This window comes from Bacillus tequilensis KCTC 13622, assembly GCF_000507145.1.
Classification (GTDB): domain Bacteria; phylum Bacillota; class Bacilli; order Bacillales; family Bacillaceae; genus Bacillus; species Bacillus tequilensis.
Genome location: NZ_AYTO01000028.1, coordinates 60,104 through 78,058 on the forward strand (window position 1 = coordinate 60,104; position 17,955 = coordinate 78,058).

The window sequence follows — 17,955 nt, forward strand, 5'->3', positions numbered from 1 at the left end:
AAACAGAATCATTTAGCTTCTGATCAAGGTAAAGGATGCCACTGAAGCGGCTTTTCCTTTCTCTAATAAACAGCGCGCTGCAAAATGCAAAGTGGCGCCTGTTGTATAAAGATCGTCTATTAAAATGATATTCATACCTTTAACTGAGTTGTTTTTCGTGTCAAAAATGCGCGCTGAAAACAGGCGTTCCATTTTCTTTTTCTTTGACTGTTTCTCATTATTCAAGCGGATGAGGGGGCGGCGGATAGGCCGGTCTAAACATTCTGCCAAGAGCTGAGCCTGATTAAATCCGCGCTCTTCCTCCCGTTCCTTGCTCAGCGGAATTGGAACGAGAACAAAATGCTTATCGGGGTATACCTCTGAAAAGGTTGAAGAAAAGTCAGTTTTAAATGCATTTATGATTCCTGCATCTCCTCTAAATTTAAAACGGGAGAGCGTTTCTTTCATCATATCATTATATGTGTAAACTGAACGGTTTTGGCGGAGCAGCAAGCTGCGACTGATCCTCGATTTCCATGCCTCGCAATCCCTGCATACCGCAGGAACGGATTGAGGTCTGCCGCACAGGCTGCAGATATGTCCTGTGATTTTTTCAAATTTGCTTCTGCAGGAATGACAGACCTTTTCGTCAGGCTTTAATAAAAAAAGTGCTCTCCATGTAACAGCTTGAGAAAATTGCGAATCGCATAGCAGACAGATCAGTTTATGAACGCCCCCTCCTGCTTCGTTTGGCATAAATCGCTTGGATTCTCTGATACCACAGCAGCAGATTCAGCCAAAATAACAAGCATAGCCGTGTTTTTTTGTTTATCTACCATCTCCGCTTTCGAATATGCGATCTTTTTAAGATCAGTAACGTAGGATGGTCTAACTTTGTTTAAAGAAAGTGCCAATACATCGTTTTTGCATACCTCGCAAGTGCAGGTCATATGAAGCTGGTCCATATATCGGTCGAGCAGTTCTTTCATTACGATTTCTTTTGAATTGACAAGCATTTTTACAGCTCCTCATCATCGGTCATATGAGTATACTGTACCACGTTTTCAAATAATGGCTAGTATATTCATCCATTTTTGGCTGCCAAGTCATTCATTTCTTTTATATGCTTTTTTGCATCCAGCATACTCTTTGTTTTACCGTAGTGAAAGAAAATGACATCACCGCCAGCATGCTCTTTATGCCGACCTGTTCTTCCTGCGATTTGAACTAGTGCGCTTTCCGTAAAAATAGGCGATTCCGCCCCTAATATACCCGTTTGCACCTTTGGGACGGTGACGCCTCTTTCTAGTATTGTTGTTGTGAGTAAGAGATCAAGCTGGCCGTCTCTGAACTGCTGTACTTTTTCTTTTCTGCACTTGTCTTCTGCATGCACAGACGCGGTTCGGCAATGAACATCTTTAAAGCAGGCAGCTGCCTTTCCCAGAACAGAAACAGAGGGAACAAATAAAAAAACAGGCCTCCCTTCTTTCACATGAAACTCTATCCATCTTTTTACCGCTGACGGAATTTTGTTTCGGTTTAATTTCTTTTTCCAGTTTCCGCACCATACAAAGCGTGGTTCCGGAAGAGGTTTCTTATGGTATCTCGCTGGAATCCGAACTGAATGTAACTGTCCGTTCAATGTTTTTCTTTTTAATTCTTTTGGGGGCGTTGCACTTAAGTAAACAAGAGTGCTGTTTTTCTTTCTTGCTTTCTGAACAGCGAATTGAAGAGTTTGATCAGCAGAATACGGAAAGGCATCAACTTCATCAACGATCATGACATCGAATGCGTTTTTATAACGCAAAAGCTGATGTGTGGTGGAAATCATAAGCGGAGATATACGTCCTTTGTCCTCGCTTCCTCCGTAAAGCGCTGAAATGTCAGTGCCCTGAATGGCAGCCTTGAGTCTGGGAGCAAGCTCTAATACAACATCGGTGCGCGGTGTCGCAATGCAAACACGCAGTCCTTGGTTTAGCGCGGATTCTATACCAGGGAATAGCATCTCTGTTTTGCCAGCGCCGCAAACCGCCCAGATGAGAAGCTCTTCCTTTTTTGATATTGCCTCGATTAAGACATCGGCGGCCTTTTGCTGTCCGCTTGAGAGCTTGCCATCCCACGTCAGCTTGACAGGCAGCCAGTTCGCTTCATTCTCTTCTTTCCATGAATATAGAGGCACATTCTCACTCACCCTTCCCATCATGACACAGGAGCGGCAATACATCTGCTTCTTTCCAGATGAGTGATAAAAAGAAAAATACCGCTGATCATTTTGGCCGCATCTATTACACCTATATCCCCGTTTATTTATCGATATAGAGTTTTGAGCGGCGATATAGCCATTCCCGATATGCCATTCAATCAGCTCATCGGAAAATGGGAGTTCAGTTCTGAGCAGATGGCGGCTTTGAAGCGTCTGCTGCAATTCTTTTGAGAAAGAAACGTTCCTTACAGTCGGCAATCAGCATAACCCTCCTTCCTTTCGAGACAGTATGACTCAGTGAATATTTACTGTCCAGCAATCAAAATAAAAATATAAAAAAATCTCCGCTGCGAAAACGGAGATTTTTCGTTATTTATAACACCAGCAAATTCCTAGCGCCCCCTCACCCAAATGGGTGCCGATAACCGCGCCAAAATAACTGTTATAAAATTCAACATGAGGATATTTTTCAGAAAGCTCTTCGATGACTTTCGCCGCTTCTTCTTCTCGATTCGCGTGAATAACAGCAGCTCGCATAGGCAACCCTTTACGCGCATCTTCATCTAAAAGCTCATAAATTCGCGAAATCGCTTTTTTACGTGTCCGAATCTTTTCAAAAGGCACAATTACCTTATTGTCAAAATGAAGAATAGGCTTTACTTTTAGAAGACTCCCAATAAAGGCTTGGGCGCTGCTTAATCGTCCGCCCCGCTGAAGATGGGCTAAATCATCTACCATAAAATACGCCCGGACTGTTTTTTTCATTTCCTCCAGTTCTTTTATGATATCTTCCGGCGATGATACTCCATTTTTGATTAATTCAGCAGCCTTAAGAGCGTAAAAGCCCTGAGCCGAACAGCTGATCTCTGAGTCAAATGGATACACCTTAATGTTGTCGACCATTGTGTCGGCCGCTGCTGCACTGCTGAACGTACCGCTGATCCCGCTGGAAAGATGAATACTGATGACCGCATCATAAGACTTGCCAAGCTCTTCATACAAAGCAACCAGCTCGCCAATTGGCGGCTGAGAAGTCGTCGGAAGCGCTGCATGTTTTTTTACTTCATCGTAAAAGCTTTTCCAGTCCAGTTCGATTTCTTCACGATAAGTTTCTTCCCCAAAAACAACCTGGAGAGGGATCATGTGTATCTGATGTTGTTCTCGCATTTCTTTCGGAATATATGCTGTGCTGTCTGTTACTATTGCAATATTCATAGCTTCAATACCTGCCTTAATGCTTTATAAATCTATTGTAAGGGAAACACAAAATTAAAAAAAGACCTGCCTAGTAAAAGGCAAGTCTCATTTTATACTATCTCATTTCTACCCAGCCATTTTTAATAGCGACCACAACGGCTTGCGTCCGGTCGTTCACATTCATTTTTTGCAAGATATTACTCACATGGTTTTTCACGGTTTTCTCACTGATAAACAATGATTCGCCAATACCGCGGTTGCTTTTTCCGTCTGCAAGCATCTGCAGCACTTCACATTCCCGCCTAGTTAAAATATGTAATGGTCTGCGGATTTCAGGGTATACCTCATGCTGAGGGTGTGCAGAAACTCCGCTTGTTGCAAGGCGGCGGAATTCGTTAACGAGGTTGTGGGTAACCTTCGGATGAAGGTAAGAACCGCCCTCGGCAACTACTTTTACCGCTTCAATTAATGTATCAGCATCCATCTCTTTCAGCAGATAACCTCTTGCGCCTGTTTTCAGGGCATGTGTTACATAATTTTCGTCATCGTGAATTGATAGAATAATTACTTTAGATTCAGGATACAGCTCTACAAGCTGTTTTGTAGCTTCCACACCATTTACGTTTGGCATATTGATATCCATGATCACAACATCAGGATGATAGTGCTCGACAATACGAGCCGCTTCGTCTCCATCGTCACCTTCTGCTACCACTTCAAAGGTAGGTTCAAAATCCAATATCCGTTTTACACCTTCACGAAATAACTGATGGTCGTCGATAATAACAATGTTTACTTTAGTCACAAGCCACGCCTCCTTGTATTATTGTTCTATATACTCTAGCTTTCGGTCAATATGCCTTTTGGCTCTATTTTACAAATCATAGTCAAAGAGATAACGGAACCTTGATCATAATAAATGTCCCAAGACCTATTTTCGAATCTATTGTCATGGTTCCTTCCAATAAATCTACTCTTTCCTTCATGCCCAGCAAGCCGAATGATTTGTTTTTCTTCTCTTTCGCTTCCTTCAGGTCGAACCCTTTGCCGTTATCTTTTATCATTAAAATCACAAAATCCTTTGTGATCTCAACTTTGACTGTAATTTCTTCAGATTCAGAATGCTTTAGCGCATTAGACACAGCTTCCTGTGCGAGTCTGAAGAGCGCAACTTCAAACTGAGGCGCTAACCGCTTATCCTCTGTTTCACCAATGCACTGAAAATGTATTTTGACCTGCCCGTTATATTCCTCGGTTGTATATAGATATTTTCTTAAAGTTGGAATCAGGCCGAGGTCATCAAGGGCCATCGGTCTTAAATCATATATAATCCTTCTCACTTCGTAAAGGGCATTCCGCACATTTTGACGGAGATTTTTAATTTCTTGGAAACCGTCCTCAGTGCCCCTGTCACGGAAAATCCGCTCGATTAATTCCGATCGCATCATAACATTTGCCAGCATTTGAGCAGGCCCGTCATGTATTTCTCTTGAGACTCTTTTTCGCTCTTCTTCCTGTGCCTCAATAATTCTTAAGCCGAAATCCTGTTTTGCCTGAGCATCGGCAAGAAGCAGCCCGACCTCACGCAAATCTTGATTCAAGTAGTTGAGCACAACTGTAATTTGACTTACTAACGATTCAGACCGCTCAATGATTTCCTGAAGGCCTAACAATCTTCGCTCTAAATCATCCCGGCGTTCGCGCAGCTGCTTCTCGCGCTGCTGAATCATCGTCAATTCTACCTGCAGCTTATGGGCTTTTTCGTACGCGTTGCGAATTTCTTCTTCACTGAATCTATGAAAATTGCGGCTGACCTCGGATAAACGGTTTCGCGCATGGCGGGTCTGCACTTCAAGCTTATCGCCAAGCTCGATCACTTCATACACCTGCTGTTTAATTTGCTTCAGTTCTTCAACCAGCTGTTCATACTGCTGGCGTGACTGCTCCCCGATTTGAAAAACCTCGTCCTTGCTCCCGTCAACGGTTTTCAGCATCTTCATCAAAATAGAATCCAGCACTTCGGAATCCATCTTTGTTTTATTCATAATTTCCCTCCGTCACGGCGTTGTCATATATTTTTATTATAAATGTAATTGATCTGCAAATTGTGTCGAATTATAATGAAAGAATGCGTATATTCTAGAAAAAAACAATTTTATGTTCCATCTATTCTTTATGATAACAAAATACGCACAAAAATTCTAAAGACTGTACAAATTTGTATAGGCAGTCTTTTATGCTTAGCAGGAGGGTCAGCAAGCATGCTGCACAGCTATTTTACTGTGAAAGAAGCAGGAGAACACGAGATTGTTATAGAAAAATCGCGTTTCATCTGTCATTTAAGCCGTGTTTCTACCGAACAAGAGGCACAGGAATTCATACAGAAAATAAAGAAACAGCACTGGAATGCGACTCATAATTGCTCGGCTTACGTAATTGGCGAGAACGATCATATACAAAAAGCCAATGACGATGGAGAACCAAGCGGTACAGCGGGAGTACCGATGCTCGAGGTATTAAAAAAACGCGGACTTAAGGATACTTGCGCCGTCGTTACACGATACTTCGGAGGCATTAAACTTGGGGCCGGCGGATTAATTCGCGCTTATGGGAAATCAGTGTCTGAAGGATTAAATCATATAGGTGTTGTCGAACGGAAGCTTATGCGGATTATGCATACTTCCGCAGATTACACATGGCTTGGCAAGATTGAAAATGAGTTAAGGGAATCACAATTTCTGTTAAAGGAAATCCATTATGCCGAAAATGTTGAATTTGAAACCTATGTGGAAGAAAAAGAAACAAACGCATTTTCTGAGTGGATGACAGAACTGACAAATGGAAAGAGTGATATTAAAGAGGGAGAGTTGACGTATCTTGAAAAAGCCGTCAATCATATAAAGGAGACTGAATAATGGCTGAACGCGTTAGAGTGCGTGTACGTAAAAAGAAAAAGAGCAAACGCAGGAAAATTTTAAAAAGAATGATGTTATTGTTCGCCCTTGCATTATTGGTAGTTGTAGGGCTTGGAGGATATAAACTTTATAAGACCATTAACGCTGCGGATGATTCATACGATGCCCTTTCCCGCGGAGATAAATCAAATCTGCGCAGCAAAGTTGTAGATATGAAGAAAAAACCGTTTTCTATTTTATTTATGGGGATAGAGGATTACGCAACCAAAGGGCAAAAAGGGAGATCCGATTCTCTTATTGTCGTTACCCTTGATCCAAAAAATAAAACCATGAAAATGCTGAGCATTCCGCGTGATACACGTGTGCAGCTAGCCGGTGACACAACCGGAAGCAAAACAAAGATTAACGCCGCTTTCAGCAAAGGCGGAAAAGATGAGACAGTCGAAACCGTTGAACACTTCTTGCAAATTCCAATCGATAAATATGTCACAGTCGATTTTGACGGATTTAAAGATGTAATTAATGAAGTTGGCGGCATCGATGTAGATGTACCTTTTGATTTCGATGAAAAAAGCGACGTTGATGAAAGCAAACGGATCTACTTCAAAAAAGGCGAAATGCACTTAAACGGCGAAGAAGCCTTGGCGTATGCCCGTATGAGAAAACAGGATAAACGCGGAGACTTCGGGCGTAATGACAGACAAAAACAAATCTTAAATGCGTTGATTGACCAAATGTCAAGCGCAAGCAACATTGCTAAGATTGATAAAATCGCAGAAAAAGCCAGCGAAAACGTCGAAACCAATATTCGCATTACAGAAGGTTTAGCGCTGCAGCAGATTTACAGCGGCTTTACCAGCAAGAAAATCGACACGTTGAGCATTACAGGTTCTGATTTGTATTTAGGCTTAGGGGCTAAAAAAACGTATTACTTTGAACCGGATGCCACAAATCTGGAGAAAGTCAAAAAAACGCTCCAAGAGCATTTACATTATAAACCAGAAGAAAGCAGCACTGACAGCACGACCTCAGACAGCTATGGCACTGACAGTTCTGGTACAAATGAAAGCACAACAACTGACGGTTCAACGAGCGGAAGCAGCTATTCGAATGACAGCAGCACAAGCTCAAACAGTACAACGAATTCAACCACTGATTCATCCTATTAAAAAATGCCCGATCCTTTAGAGGATCGGGCATTTTTGCGCACAAAAAAACTCCGGCTCACTAGCCGGAGTTTTTTAATTTCTTTTCACGAGCCGTTTATAAAATTTTGTAAACGGCTTAAATTTTTCATTCACGAGTCCTGTCACTTCTGCTATGATCTGCATAAAAATGACTAAAACGAAGATAATAAACAAAGAAAGCCAAATTGTGGCACTTTTGAGTACAATTGCACTAATGCTGAAAATAAAGCCAATCAGATAAATAACAAGGACCGACATCCGATGTGAAAGGCCAAAGGCCATCAGCCTATGGTGGATATGCGACTTATCGGGTGCCGAAATCGGCTGTTTGTTTAATATTCTTCTGATGATCGCAAATGTTGTATCAAAAATTGGTACGCCTAATATGATAATCGGGATAACGATACTGAACAATGTTACGCTTTTATACAGGCCTAATAATGAAAGAATCGAAATACAATACCCTAAAAAAAGTGATCCTGTATCACCCATAAAGATTTTTGCCGGGTGAAAGTTGTAAAACAAAAATCCGAGCGTGCTGGCGATGACAACCAATGAAAGTGACAGAATCAGCACTTTTCCGCCGGATAGCGCCATAACGGCGATCGTTGACAGGCCGATAACTGACAGACCGGCTGCAAGGCCATCCAATCCGTCAATCAGGTTAATCGCGTTTGTAATGCCGACAATCCATAATACTGTCAGCGGATAAGCCATCCACCCTAACTCAAATCGTTCTGCTAAAAAAGGAACTGAGAAAAAGTCCATTTTTAAGCCGGTGCTTACAATCATGATGGCTACACCTAGCTGGACCAAAAACTTAACTTTCGCACTTAATTGAAATTTATCGTCAAGAATACCTAACACAATAATGATGAATGCTCCGGCCGTAATGGCCGTCATTCTTGTTTCTGTGTATATGCCAGATGCAAGCACACCTGCTACCACACCGATAAATATGGCCAGCCCGCCCATCCGGGGCATGATTTTGTCATGTACTTTTCGATTGCTGGGCTGGTCAACTGCACCTATTTTAATCGCAATCCTTTTTACGATTGGGGTTATGATTAAAACTGTCAGCAGCGAGACAATAAACGCAACAACAATGCGAATCATGCGTTCGTCAAGCATAAAGAAGTCTCCTTTGGAATTAAATGAAGTCTTTATTTATATAGAGAACCGTTCCTTCCATTATACCTTCTCCTTAGTTATTATAACAAGCTTCATCAAAAAGAAACACGTATTATCAAAAAACGCGCATCCCAATTTATAGGACTACGCATGTTTTTGAATCCCTGTATACTTCATAATTTGTTTAAATAAGCAATCCCAATCTTGCGTGCGGGCAATGTTTCGGCGCATTTCTTTATAGGTTTCGTCTTCGTTTTGTCCAAGAACTTTTTCACACGCAGCTATAAAATCAATTGGATGATCACCTTCTACATATTCGTACACATACGGCTTTTGCATTTTTGAGGTTGATGGAAGATTAGAACCGACAACAGGTTTTCCTGCCGCTAAAAATTCAAATAGTTTCAGCGGAAACACAGCTTGATTATACGATGAGTTTTTATATGGCATGATGCCAATGTCAATAAGCTCCATATAATGAGGGACATCCTTTGGATCTGCCGGACCGGTCCATATGACATTAGGAAGCCTCAGCAGCTCTTGAAACGAAACGTCGCCGTTCGTGGCATCCGGACCGACCCACAAAAATGTCCAATCAGGCTTTTGCAGTGCGGCTTCTTCAATCATTTTAAAATCGAGCTTCGGTTTAATCCCGCCGATAAAGCCTAATACCGTTCCTTCTCTTCCCTGTAATATGCTGCGATCGGGAACCGCTTTATTTGCAGAAAAAAGCTCGTATTCAACGCCGTTTTCGACAGTATGCACCTTTTCTCGTCCCGCAGTCAGTTTTTTGTTTACTTCCTTGTGAAGATAATCCGAGGAACAGGTAATGGAATCTGCACGATGTATAATTCTCAGTTCCGCTGATTTAATGACTTTTCGCCGGAACTCAGACAGCAGATTTGATCGGCCGCTGATCGGCGCCGCCCATAAGTCACTGCAATCATAAATGACCTGATCCCAAGGATGCAGCGATGACAGCAGCGGGAATCCCGGGAACGTGTACCATAAACAGCAGCGTTCACCGTTTGCAGCCGCAAGCTCATCAAGTAATGGCGAGAGCTTATGCCTGTAAAAGACATCTGTATACCGTCCGAAACGAAACATTTTTTTCTCCAGCAGGTCTTTGACAGCAAATTGCCTGATGCCTAAATGGACTTCTTGAAATCCTTTCACCTGAGTACGCGGAGCCGGACATACCCAAATCACTTCCTTCGTTTCCTCCTGAGCTGCTAGAAACTCCGCGAGCCGGTGCCTTCTGTATCTTAATTGGTCTTTTCCCCATTCAGCAGTGGCAACGATGACATGAGTGATCGCTTCTTTTGTTTCCACCTTCATCACCTTTTCTCTCTGTTTGCGGCTATAGTCTTTTTTTCACCGCGTTTTTTGCATATTGAACAAAACACCACGTTGCTTTGATGAAATGAAGACGTTCAATCTCCCTGTAGACAAACCACGTTTTTTTCGCAGCCTTCCATTTGTTGCTCGATATCGAATTGCCTACAAGCCGATATTCAGCCAGGCATTCATTCATTCCATAAGCGGTAAATCCTTTTTTCAAAAGAGACAGCCATGTAGCCAAGTCCTGCCTCGTTCTGATATTCGGCATTTGGATCTGCCCCGTTTGCTCCCTGTCAATCATCACTGTCAAGCAGCCGATAATCGTATTTTTCAAGGCGTCATCATACGTCAGGCTTTCAGGGGCATGAATATATTTATCGAGCGGGGTCCCGTCCTGCTCTATTAAGCTGTAGCCTGTGAAAGAAAACGCACAAGAACGCTCCGTCATAAAATCGAGCTGCTTTTCCAGTTTGTCTTTTTTCCATTTATCATCACTGTCCAAAAATGCGACATAACGCCCTTGAGCACGCTCCAATGCTTTGTTTCTCGCAACTGCGGCTCCGCTGTTCTCCTCCAGACAAATCACATGAATTCTTTCATCTAACTTTTCATACTGCTGTAAAATGTCTCCTGTGCCATCTGTTGAACAATCATCCACGATAATCATTTCCCATTGAGAATGGCTCTGTTCTAACACTGACTGTATCGTGTCTTCAATATAGTCATGCGCATTATAAGAAGGCGTAATGACAGATACGAGAGGTTTCCAATTGGTCATGATCACATCTCCATCGTATGATTTTAAAAGAATTCCCTGAAAAATTCAGGAATGACAACGAACATAAAGGCAATCGCAAGTCCGATCATAACGCCGAGAACCGCTTTCTTTTTCGGAGATAATCCGCCGCCTGCTGTCTCACTTACCGTTTCAGAATCAGTGACACTCGCCGCTTTCAAGTTAAGCTGTGTGTTTTTAAGTTCATACAAAAATCTCTCTTTATCGACTTTGGAATCCTCGCTAACCTTCTCGCCTTCAAGCGCGTCTATGCTGCGGCGGATGACGGCTTCTCTTTCTGTGTACAGTTTTTGATCGTTTTTGAGAAAGGCTGAGGAAATGGCATTTAGGACGGCTTCCGTTCTATCCTTATCCTCGTCGCTATAGCTCAAGGTCAGTAAAGATTTAGATTCTGTTTTGATAGTGAGATTTTCTTTGATCTCTGCCAACTCTTCTTCCTTTTCGTCAGGAAGCGCCTCCTTCAAAAAAGAGTCGCTCTTGAGCAGAAGCGGAATTTCCTCTGTGCTGTTATAAACCGGATGATCATAGCTTCCCACAGCCAAAGTGTCCTCAGCAGTATAGCTCTGTTGATCAGCAATTTGTGTCGGCAGGATATACCCCGCAGCACCTAATATAATGGGCACTGCTATGATCCAAATGATATTTTTTTTAATGCGCCGGGCTATTCTTATCAATATATCGTTCATATAAGTCTCCCTGCTTTTTGTAGTCTGTTTATCTGTACATCGGTTCAGGCATCTGTCTGGATCGCCTTAACACATTCACAGCGGCAATGACGAGCGCCAGGAATACCCAGTGGAAAAATAAATTTGAAACAGAACTTGGGCTGATACTGGATACAAGGAAACTGACCAGAGCGGTAATAAGCCCTTCTGTGATCAGTTTTGACTGATTTTCTAATTTTCTTTCATAAAATTTGCAAAGCACCCATATGAGGTAGGCATAAACCGTCACATATCCCAGCATGATGAACAAGCCAAAGTTAGCAAGAATTTCGACGAGCCAGTTGTGCACCTCTGCCACATTGTCAGTATCATATAAAGCGTGGTGCTCAAGATAATAGGATACATTCCCCGCTCCGACTCCGAATCCGTATGAATCAAGGAAAAAATGCCATGCGTTTTTCAGCAGATTGGCACGGGCCACATTTGATGGAAGCCTGTCTTGAAATGAATGCAGCGTCTGCGGGGCCAGAAACAGCTCCCAAAGCTTTGAATACATTCTGCTGGCGAAAAGGACGGCAAAAATGACAATGCCCGCCGCTGACAGCCAGACGGCCATTTTCTTTAAGATAGGCGGCAATACAATGAAGATATAGACAGCAACACCTGCAAAAATCCCCAGAAGACTGGCTCTTGAACCAGTAGCAAAAATTAAATACAACGCGCATAGCGAGAGCACAAGGCCAATCGCCTTAAGGTATCCGTTCTTTATATTTTTGACCATCGTGATGTAAAAAAAGAAGCTGATCGATAAAAAGGTCGCAAAGTCATTTTGATTAAAAAAGACCGATGTCGGATAATGCTGCTTATATTCCGGCCCGCTGTACAGCGTGGAACTCGCAAGATGATGGTGGGTGATATGATTGTAAAAACCAATGACCATAAGGAATACCGTCATCACCAGCCAAATGGAATAAACAATCATCAGCCGCTCCATTTTTTGCACGTACATGACAATGAGGTAAATGAAGAAGATTCCCATTGCCAATAAGGCCAAGTATTTAAGGCCGGCTGTTACCGACTTGGCCCACAGCAGAGAAACAAGGCCGTATATAAACCAAAAGGCGAAAAAGAGCAATATCCCTTTCACTTGCAGCCCATTCCATCTTTCAATATGTGTTCGATTCCGAACCATACCGATCACATGCAGGCACCCAGCTGCAATGAGCAGAAGCCTGTAAAGGAATAAACTGAAAAAACCGAGATGAATGGCGAAAAATGCATTATTTAAAAAAGTGCAGGCGATCAACATATAGATGACAGCCATAAAGAGCTGTTCTTTTGTTGTAAATGCAGTGGCAAGCGTCAGCGCAAACAGACCGATTGCCAACACCGCAAGCAGGGCAGCCATCTGCATGAAACCTATATCTTGACGGATGGCTCCCAGCAATAGGAGAACTCCAAATATAGCTGCGGCCAGTAACGCAAGCGTGTGGACCGCCGAACGTTTGATACTCACATGTTTAACCCCTTTCCTGATGTTTCAGGAGCCGGCGGCCGAGCCTAGCAGCCAGCAGCTTCAACCAAGTAACACATTTTCTTTTTATAAATTGACGCTCCCCAAGTCTTTAGCCATTTCCTCGAGCGGCAAGCCCGGAAAATACTTGTCAGAAGGTTCCGTTCCCCGAACAGCAGGACGGCCGATAGAATGGTAAATGTATCCGGCGGCCTGCATCTCTTCAAGTGAAAATAAATTTCTGCCGTCGATGATGATTGGCTGCTTTAGGAGGGCATTCACTTTTACAAGCTCCATTTTTTTCACTTCCGGCCAATCCGTTAAAATGAGGCATGCATCTGTCTCCTCAATCGCAGCATACACATCTGTGTAATACTCGGCCTGTTCGCCAAGAATCGCGGAAGCTTCAGGGATAGCAATCGGATCGTACGCTTTTACATGTGCGCCCAGCTGATGCAGCATCGGGATAATATCAAGAGCTGGAGCGGACCTCACATCGTTTGTATTTGGCTTGAAGGCCAATCCGAGAACGGAAATCGTTCTTCCTTTGATGCTCCCCATCACAGTTAAGAGCTTATCTACAATGTGGACGCGCTGCTTTTCGTTCGTTTCAATGACAGCCTCGATAAGCTTAAACGGGTATCCGGCTGATTTTGCGATGTGAAGCAGCGCGGTCGTATCCTTTGGGAAACAAGATCCGCCAAACCCAATACCCGCTTTCAGAAACTTTCTGCCGATACGGCTGTCTAGCCCAACGCCATCAGCAACTTTTGAAACGTCTGCGCCGACTCGCTCACAAATGTTTGCAATATCGTTAATAAAAGAAATCTTTGTCGCCAGAAACGCATTCGCGGCGTATTTAATCATTTCTGCACTTTCTACGTTTGTTTTAATGACAGGAGCGCGGAAAGGCTGATGCAGATCCTCAATGATGGCGGCGGCCTTATGGCTTGTTGAGCCAATCACAGCACGCTCCATATTCATCGTGTCATGAATCGCTGAGCCTTCCCGAAGGAATTCAGGGTTAGACACAACATCAAATGAGTATCTTCCCTTTGAGGCTTTTTGAACGATAGATTGAACCAGTTTCCCTGTTCCGACTGGGACTGTGCTTTTATTTACGATCACTTTGTAGCCGTTAAGATGCTCGCCGATCGTTTTCGCCGCTGATTTCACGTACGTTAAATCAGCTTCACCTGTTTTGGACATCGGCGTTCCGACTGCAATATAAATAATGTCTGACGCCCGAATAGCGGACGGAATGTCGTTAGTAAAGGACAGACGCTGATCGAGCACATTTTTTTCAACTAAGTCTGCAAGCCCTGGCTCATATATGGGGATTACCCCATTTTTCAGGCTTCTGATTTTTGATTCATCGATATCACAGCAAACCACTTTATTGCCGATCTCCGCAAAGCAAGTGCCTGACACGAGTCCTACATAACCTGTTCCAATGACAGCTATTTTTTTCACAGCGCTCATCCCTCTCCTGTAAAATGAACTTCTTATTTATATTGGTCGCAGTTTCTTCCGATTAAACGGTCGTTTTCATGACCGTCTGATACTGATCATGCAGGATCTTGGCATTTCTTCCGGCATCGAATTGAGCCTGCACGATTCTATACAAATCATCTGCTACTTCCGGTTTCCATATTTGCTCATGTTCGTACAGAGTGATCGCTTCTGCCAAGGCTTGAGCGGATTTCGGTTTTATCAGCAGATGCCGGTGCTTTCCGAATAGCGATGCCACACCGCCAACATTTGTGCAGATGACAGGAACCTTTAAGGCCAGCGCCTCAATCACGACAGTCGGCATCCCCTCACTGTAAGAAGGAAGCACGAACATGTCTGCCGCAAGTAAAAAGTCTCTTACCATATGATTGGGCACTTGGCCTGTGACGATATGTCCTTTCTGAATCAGCATTGATTTCGCAGGACCATCCCCGACAAAGACTGCCTTAGGAGGTGCCTTCAGCGATTCGATGGCCTCAGACAGTTCAAAAATGCCTTTCTCCCTGACGAGCCGCCCCACGTAGACCGCCAGACGCTGATCGAGCGGAAGCCCGAGTTTTTTTCTGATTTCTTCTTTTGTCTGCTCATTCTCCTGAAAACGGCTGAGCTGTATACCGATTGGCAAAACCGAGCTGTCAAAGCCGGAAAGCTTTTTGGTTTCTTCCTGAAGCTTGCGGCTGACTGCTAAAACGGCTGACGCGGAACCTACCGCACGATTGAAAGCTTTAAACGCCCCTTTACTGTAATGCGGATAGACATTCACATCACTGCCGTGCAAGGTCAGGACATAAGGAATACGTTCTGACTCCGATACAACTGCTGCGGCTCCGCCCGATGGCATAGCAAAATGCGCATGAATCAGATTCGGGTGTAAGTCGCGGTGTTTCATCGTTTTTAAAATCGATGATGCGATTCTCCGGTGAGGCTGCGCCCACTTCAGCTGTCCGGGAACGGCCCGATAGAATGGCCGGTATACCGGTATCCCCTTCCTCATCTCGTACTCCGGTCTGGCATCCTTTTTTCGATATGCCTTTTTCAGCATGCGGACAGGAGCTGAATGAAAAGGCCTTGGGCATATCACGGTGATATCCAGCCCGAGTTTTTGCAGCTCTTGCACCTGTGTCTCATGAAACACACCTTCACCGGGTTTTAGACTGCTCGGATATACGCTTGTGATCCACAAAATCTTCATGACAAACGCCCTTTTCTTAGTAGTTTGCTTTTCGTTTGAGGGTACGCTTTTACCAACAGAAAGAGATAACACAGCGCCCCGGCCGCCACTGAAATGGCCAGCCGCATTTCTGCCTGCAGACTAAAGTGTTCTGTACCTAGGCTTACACCAAACGCGATGACGGCCATCACGGCTGTGATCAGAAACGGCTTCATAATCGACTGGAAATAAGCCGAAAGATGAAGCTTGATGACATATGCCAGAAGCCAGCGCCCAATCAGGAAATTGAAAACGCTGATGACGGCATATACCCATGCGACTGTCAGCAGGCTTCCCGTTTGAACCGCTGCAAACAGTGACAATCCGTACAGCAGCAGCACACCGGAATCCCAATAAAATGCTAAGTCCGCTCTTCCTTTAGCAAGAAGCACAGAGCCATTTGGATTCATGAGCACTCTTAGTATCCCGACAATGGCCAAAACATTTAGGACCGGGACAGCAGCAAGCCATTTTTCCCCGAAAACCGCTGTGATAAAGGCGTCTGACACAGATACGAGACCGATTAACAGCGGAAACGAGACAAGCGCAAGCATTTTTGTCATATTCAGAAAGCCTTCTCTGATCGCGCTGTTTTCATATTTGTTTTTTGCGAAAACAGGGAACGCCACCCGTGTCACAATCGGATTGATCTTCAAAACCGGAATGGTGACAATCTGGTAAGCAAGGTTATAAATCCCCAATGCTTCAGCACCGATAAACCGGCCGATCAAAATCATATCGATATTCGCTCCCAGCCTGTTCACAAGACGGGATGAAAGCTGAAAGGCACCAAAGGAAAAGAACTCCTTCATTCCCCTCAAATCAAAAACAAACACGGGGCGCCATTTTTTCCGGTATACGGCCCAATACAAAATCCCTTTACTGGACTGCAGCAGCACTTGAGAAATGACGTACGCCAAAATCGCATCCATCATAAAAACCGCTATTGCTAAATATCCGAATGACAATGCATTTGAAAAAATCTCAATTTTGCTTAACGTATTAAAATGCAGCTGCTTTTGCAGCATATACTGATATTGCTGTCCGATTGGTGCGATCAAAAACATAATTGCTAAAATCCGAATCAGAAACACCAGCTCTTCCCTTTGATAAAATCCCGCAATAAAGGGACTGCTCACATATAAAAGAACAAACAGCAAAACGCCGGTCATGATATTAAGCCAATACAATGTTGACAGCTGGCGCTCCGTCGCGTCATCTCTCTGAATTAACGCTGCGCCAAAGCCCATATCAAGCACAATCTGGGCGAATACTGTAACGGTCGTGATCATGCCGACGAGCCCAAATTCAGTTAAGGTCATCATATTTCCTAGCAAAGCAAACTGAACGATTTGTATGATCGTAATACACATGGTTGAAATACTTGTCCACTTTGCGCCGCTCATGATTTGTTTTGTAATACTTGGCATCATATTCCCTACTTCTTTTTAAGCTCAGACAGATGGCAAATGCAGGAATCCCATTTTATCTCGCACCATCACCTGTCCAGACAACTTTACAAGTTTTTAACATAATTTTAAATTCTAAAGTGAAAGTCAGATTGCGAATGTAATATAAATCAAATATCAGCTTTTCCTTCGGCGTCATATCGTAACCGCCGTTCACCTGAGCCCAGCCGCTCAATCCCGGTTTAACAGCCAGACGCTGTGCAAAGCCTGGAATCTCATTCTGGAATTTTTCCGTAAACACTGGACGTTCCGGACGCGGGCCAATCATACTCATATCGCCTTTCAGCACATTAAAAAGCTGAGGAAGCTCGTCAATTCTCGTTCTTCTGATAAAAGCTCCGATCCTTGTCACCCGCGGATCTTGCTTCTGCGCCCAAACCGCACCAGACTTCTCGGCATCTATTTTCATGGAACGGAGCTTATAAAGCCTAAATGGTTTCCCGCCTTTCCCTACGCGTTCCTGCGTATATATGGCAGGTCCCGGCGTCTCCAAACAAATCAATATTGAAAATACCGCAATCATTGGCAGCGCAACCGCCAATCCAATGAGCACAAAACAAATATCCATTACGCGCTTTACTGCTAAATAACGAGCCGTCCTTTCAGATAATGTTAAAGAATGTATTGGCTGAACTGAGAATTCACGGCTCACATTCATGCTTTTCTCTGCACTCACTGACACACACCTCACGATTTGTTTGGGATGTTATGATGACCTATGCCAGTCAGTTTAGCAGACAGATATTAATTGGATGTAAATGGTATGTTAAGAAGTGTGAATTTGTTATTTTTTCTGACATTTAATCGTAAACTTTTTATTGTTTTAGACAATTTTTT

General features: G+C 43.6%; 17 protein-coding genes. 2 read left to right on the forward strand and 15 right to left on the reverse strand.

The features are described 5' to 3' along the window. Positions 1-12: 12 nt before the first annotated feature. The 6 genes from V756_RS0108100 to degS form a co-directional block, all read right to left on the reverse strand. On the reverse strand, positions 13-735 hold the full coding sequence (locus V756_RS0108100; protein WP_024714214.1) for an amidophosphoribosyltransferase: 723 nt from the start codon (positions 733-735) through the stop codon (positions 13-15). Then, positions 699-995 carry a late competence protein ComFB gene (gene comFB, locus V756_RS0108105; RefSeq protein ID WP_024714215.1) on the reverse strand — a complete coding sequence of 99 codons (297 nt, stop codon included), beginning with the start codon at positions 993-995 and terminating at the stop codon, positions 699-701. The genes V756_RS0108100 and comFB overlap by 37 nt, the downstream gene beginning before the upstream one ends. Before the next feature lie 68 nt (positions 996-1,063). Next, on the reverse strand, positions 1,064-2,440 hold the full coding sequence (gene comFA, locus V756_RS0108110; RefSeq protein WP_024714216.1) for an ATP-dependent helicase ComFA: 1,377 nt from the start codon (positions 2,438-2,440) through the stop codon (positions 1,064-1,066). 111 nt (positions 2,441-2,551) lie between these two features. After that, positions 2,552-3,397, reverse strand: coding sequence for a DegV family protein (locus V756_RS0108115; RefSeq protein ID WP_024714217.1), 846 nt, complete (start codon positions 3,395-3,397; stop codon positions 2,552-2,554). Positions 3,398-3,494: 97 nt separating this feature from the next. Next, entirely contained in the window at positions 3,495-4,184 is a 690-nt protein-coding gene (gene degU, locus V756_RS0108120) for a two-component system response regulator DegU (RefSeq protein ID WP_003219701.1), read from the reverse strand. Between the two features lie 82 nt (positions 4,185-4,266). After that, on the reverse strand, positions 4,267-5,424 hold the full coding sequence (gene degS / locus V756_RS0108125) for a two-component sensor histidine kinase DegS (protein ID WP_024714218.1): 1,158 nt from the start codon (positions 5,422-5,424) through the stop codon (positions 4,267-4,269). A gap of 216 nt (positions 5,425-5,640) precedes the next feature. Between degS and V756_RS0108130 the strand changes: the two genes are divergently transcribed. Further along, entirely contained in the window at positions 5,641-6,294 is a 654-nt protein-coding gene (locus V756_RS0108130) for a YigZ family protein (protein ID WP_024714219.1), read from the forward strand. Next, entirely contained in the window at positions 6,294-7,463 is a 1,170-nt protein-coding gene (locus tag V756_RS0108135; protein WP_024714220.1) for an LCP family protein, read from the forward strand. The genes V756_RS0108130 and V756_RS0108135 overlap by 1 nt, the downstream gene beginning before the upstream one ends. A 72-nt stretch (positions 7,464-7,535) precedes the next feature. Here V756_RS0108135 and V756_RS01000000122090 read toward each other — a convergent pair whose 3' ends face one another. The 9 genes from V756_RS01000000122090 to V756_RS0108185 all read right to left on the reverse strand — a co-directional run bounded on the left by V756_RS01000000122090 (position 7,536) and on the right by V756_RS0108185 (position 17,794). Next, positions 7,536-8,612 carry an MraY family glycosyltransferase gene (locus V756_RS01000000122090; RefSeq protein ID WP_032681962.1) on the reverse strand — a complete coding sequence of 359 codons (1,077 nt, stop codon included), beginning with the start codon at positions 8,610-8,612 and terminating at the stop codon, positions 7,536-7,538. Positions 8,613-8,756: 144 nt separating this feature from the next. Then, the gene (tuaH, locus tag V756_RS0108150; RefSeq protein WP_081719810.1) at positions 8,757-9,944 is read right to left on the reverse strand and encodes a teichuronic acid biosynthesis protein TuaH; all 1,188 of its coding nucleotides are present in this window, start codon (positions 9,942-9,944) and stop codon (positions 8,757-8,759) included. A gap of 28 nt (positions 9,945-9,972) precedes the next feature. Beyond that, a complete protein-coding gene (tuaG, locus tag V756_RS0108155) occupies positions 9,973-10,731 on the reverse strand; it encodes a teichuronic acid biosynthesis protein TuaG (RefSeq protein ID WP_024714223.1) in 759 nt (252 codons plus the stop codon). A gap of 23 nt (positions 10,732-10,754) precedes the next feature. Continuing rightward, positions 10,755-11,435, reverse strand: coding sequence for a teichuronic acid biosynthesis protein TuaF (gene tuaF / locus V756_RS0108160; RefSeq protein ID WP_024714224.1), 681 nt, complete (start codon positions 11,433-11,435; stop codon positions 10,755-10,757). A gap of 28 nt (positions 11,436-11,463) precedes the next feature. Next, positions 11,464-12,930 carry a teichuronic acid biosynthesis protein TuaE gene (tuaE, locus tag V756_RS0108165; RefSeq protein ID WP_024714225.1) on the reverse strand — a complete coding sequence of 489 codons (1,467 nt, stop codon included), beginning with the start codon at positions 12,928-12,930 and terminating at the stop codon, positions 11,464-11,466. Positions 12,931-13,014: 84 nt separating this feature from the next. After that, positions 13,015-14,400 carry a UDP-glucose 6-dehydrogenase TuaD gene (gene tuaD / locus V756_RS0108170; protein WP_024714226.1) on the reverse strand — a complete coding sequence of 462 codons (1,386 nt, stop codon included), beginning with the start codon at positions 14,398-14,400 and terminating at the stop codon, positions 13,015-13,017. 61 nt (positions 14,401-14,461) lie between these two features. Continuing rightward, entirely contained in the window at positions 14,462-15,631 is a 1,170-nt protein-coding gene (gene tuaC, locus V756_RS0108175) for a teichuronic acid biosynthesis protein TuaC (RefSeq protein WP_024714227.1), read from the reverse strand. Then, positions 15,628-17,079: a teichuronic acid biosynthesis protein TuaB gene (tuaB, locus tag V756_RS0108180; RefSeq protein WP_024714228.1), complete on the reverse strand. Its 1,452-nt coding sequence runs from the start codon at positions 17,077-17,079 to the stop codon at positions 15,628-15,630. Before tuaB ends, tuaC begins: the two co-directional genes overlap by 4 nt. Positions 17,080-17,134: 55 nt before the next feature. Next, positions 17,135-17,794, reverse strand: a complete 660-nt coding sequence (locus tag V756_RS0108185) for a sugar transferase (RefSeq protein ID WP_024714229.1) — start codon at positions 17,792-17,794, stop codon at positions 17,135-17,137. Between the last annotated feature and the right edge of the window lie 161 nt (positions 17,795-17,955).

Coding starts and splice junctions, on each gene's coding strand:
- tuaG (WP_024714223.1), bottom strand. CDS start 10,731: ATGACCAATTGGAAACCTCTCGTATCTGTCATTACGCCTTCTTATAAT.
- V756_RS0108135 (WP_024714220.1), top strand. CDS start 6,294: ATGGCTGAACGCGTTAGAGTGCGTGTACGTAAAAAGAAAAAGAGCAAA.
- V756_RS01000000122090 (WP_032681962.1), bottom strand. CDS start 8,612: ATGCTTGACGAACGCATGATTCGCATTGTTGTTGCGTTTATTGTCTCG.
- tuaF (WP_024714224.1), bottom strand. CDS start 11,435: ATGAACGATATATTGATAAGAATAGCCCGGCGCATTAAAAAAAATATC.
- degS (WP_024714218.1), bottom strand. CDS start 5,424: ATGAATAAAACAAAGATGGATTCCGAAGTGCTGGATTCTATTTTGATG.
- comFB (WP_024714215.1), bottom strand. CDS start 995: ATGCTTGTCAATTCAAAAGAAATCGTAATGAAAGAACTGCTCGACCGA.
- tuaB (WP_024714228.1), bottom strand. CDS start 17,079: ATGCCAAGTATTACAAAACAAATCATGAGCGGCGCAAAGTGGACAAGT.
- V756_RS0108115 (WP_024714217.1), bottom strand. CDS start 3,397: ATGAATATTGCAATAGTAACAGACAGCACAGCATATATTCCGAAAGAA.
- V756_RS0108130 (WP_024714219.1), top strand. CDS start 5,641: ATGCTGCACAGCTATTTTACTGTGAAAGAAGCAGGAGAACACGAGATT.
- tuaC (WP_024714227.1), bottom strand. CDS start 15,631: ATGAAGATTTTGTGGATCACAAGCGTATATCCGAGCAGTCTAAAACCC.
- V756_RS0108100 (WP_024714214.1), bottom strand. CDS start 735: ATGCCAAACGAAGCAGGAGGGGGCGTTCATAAACTGATCTGTCTGCTA.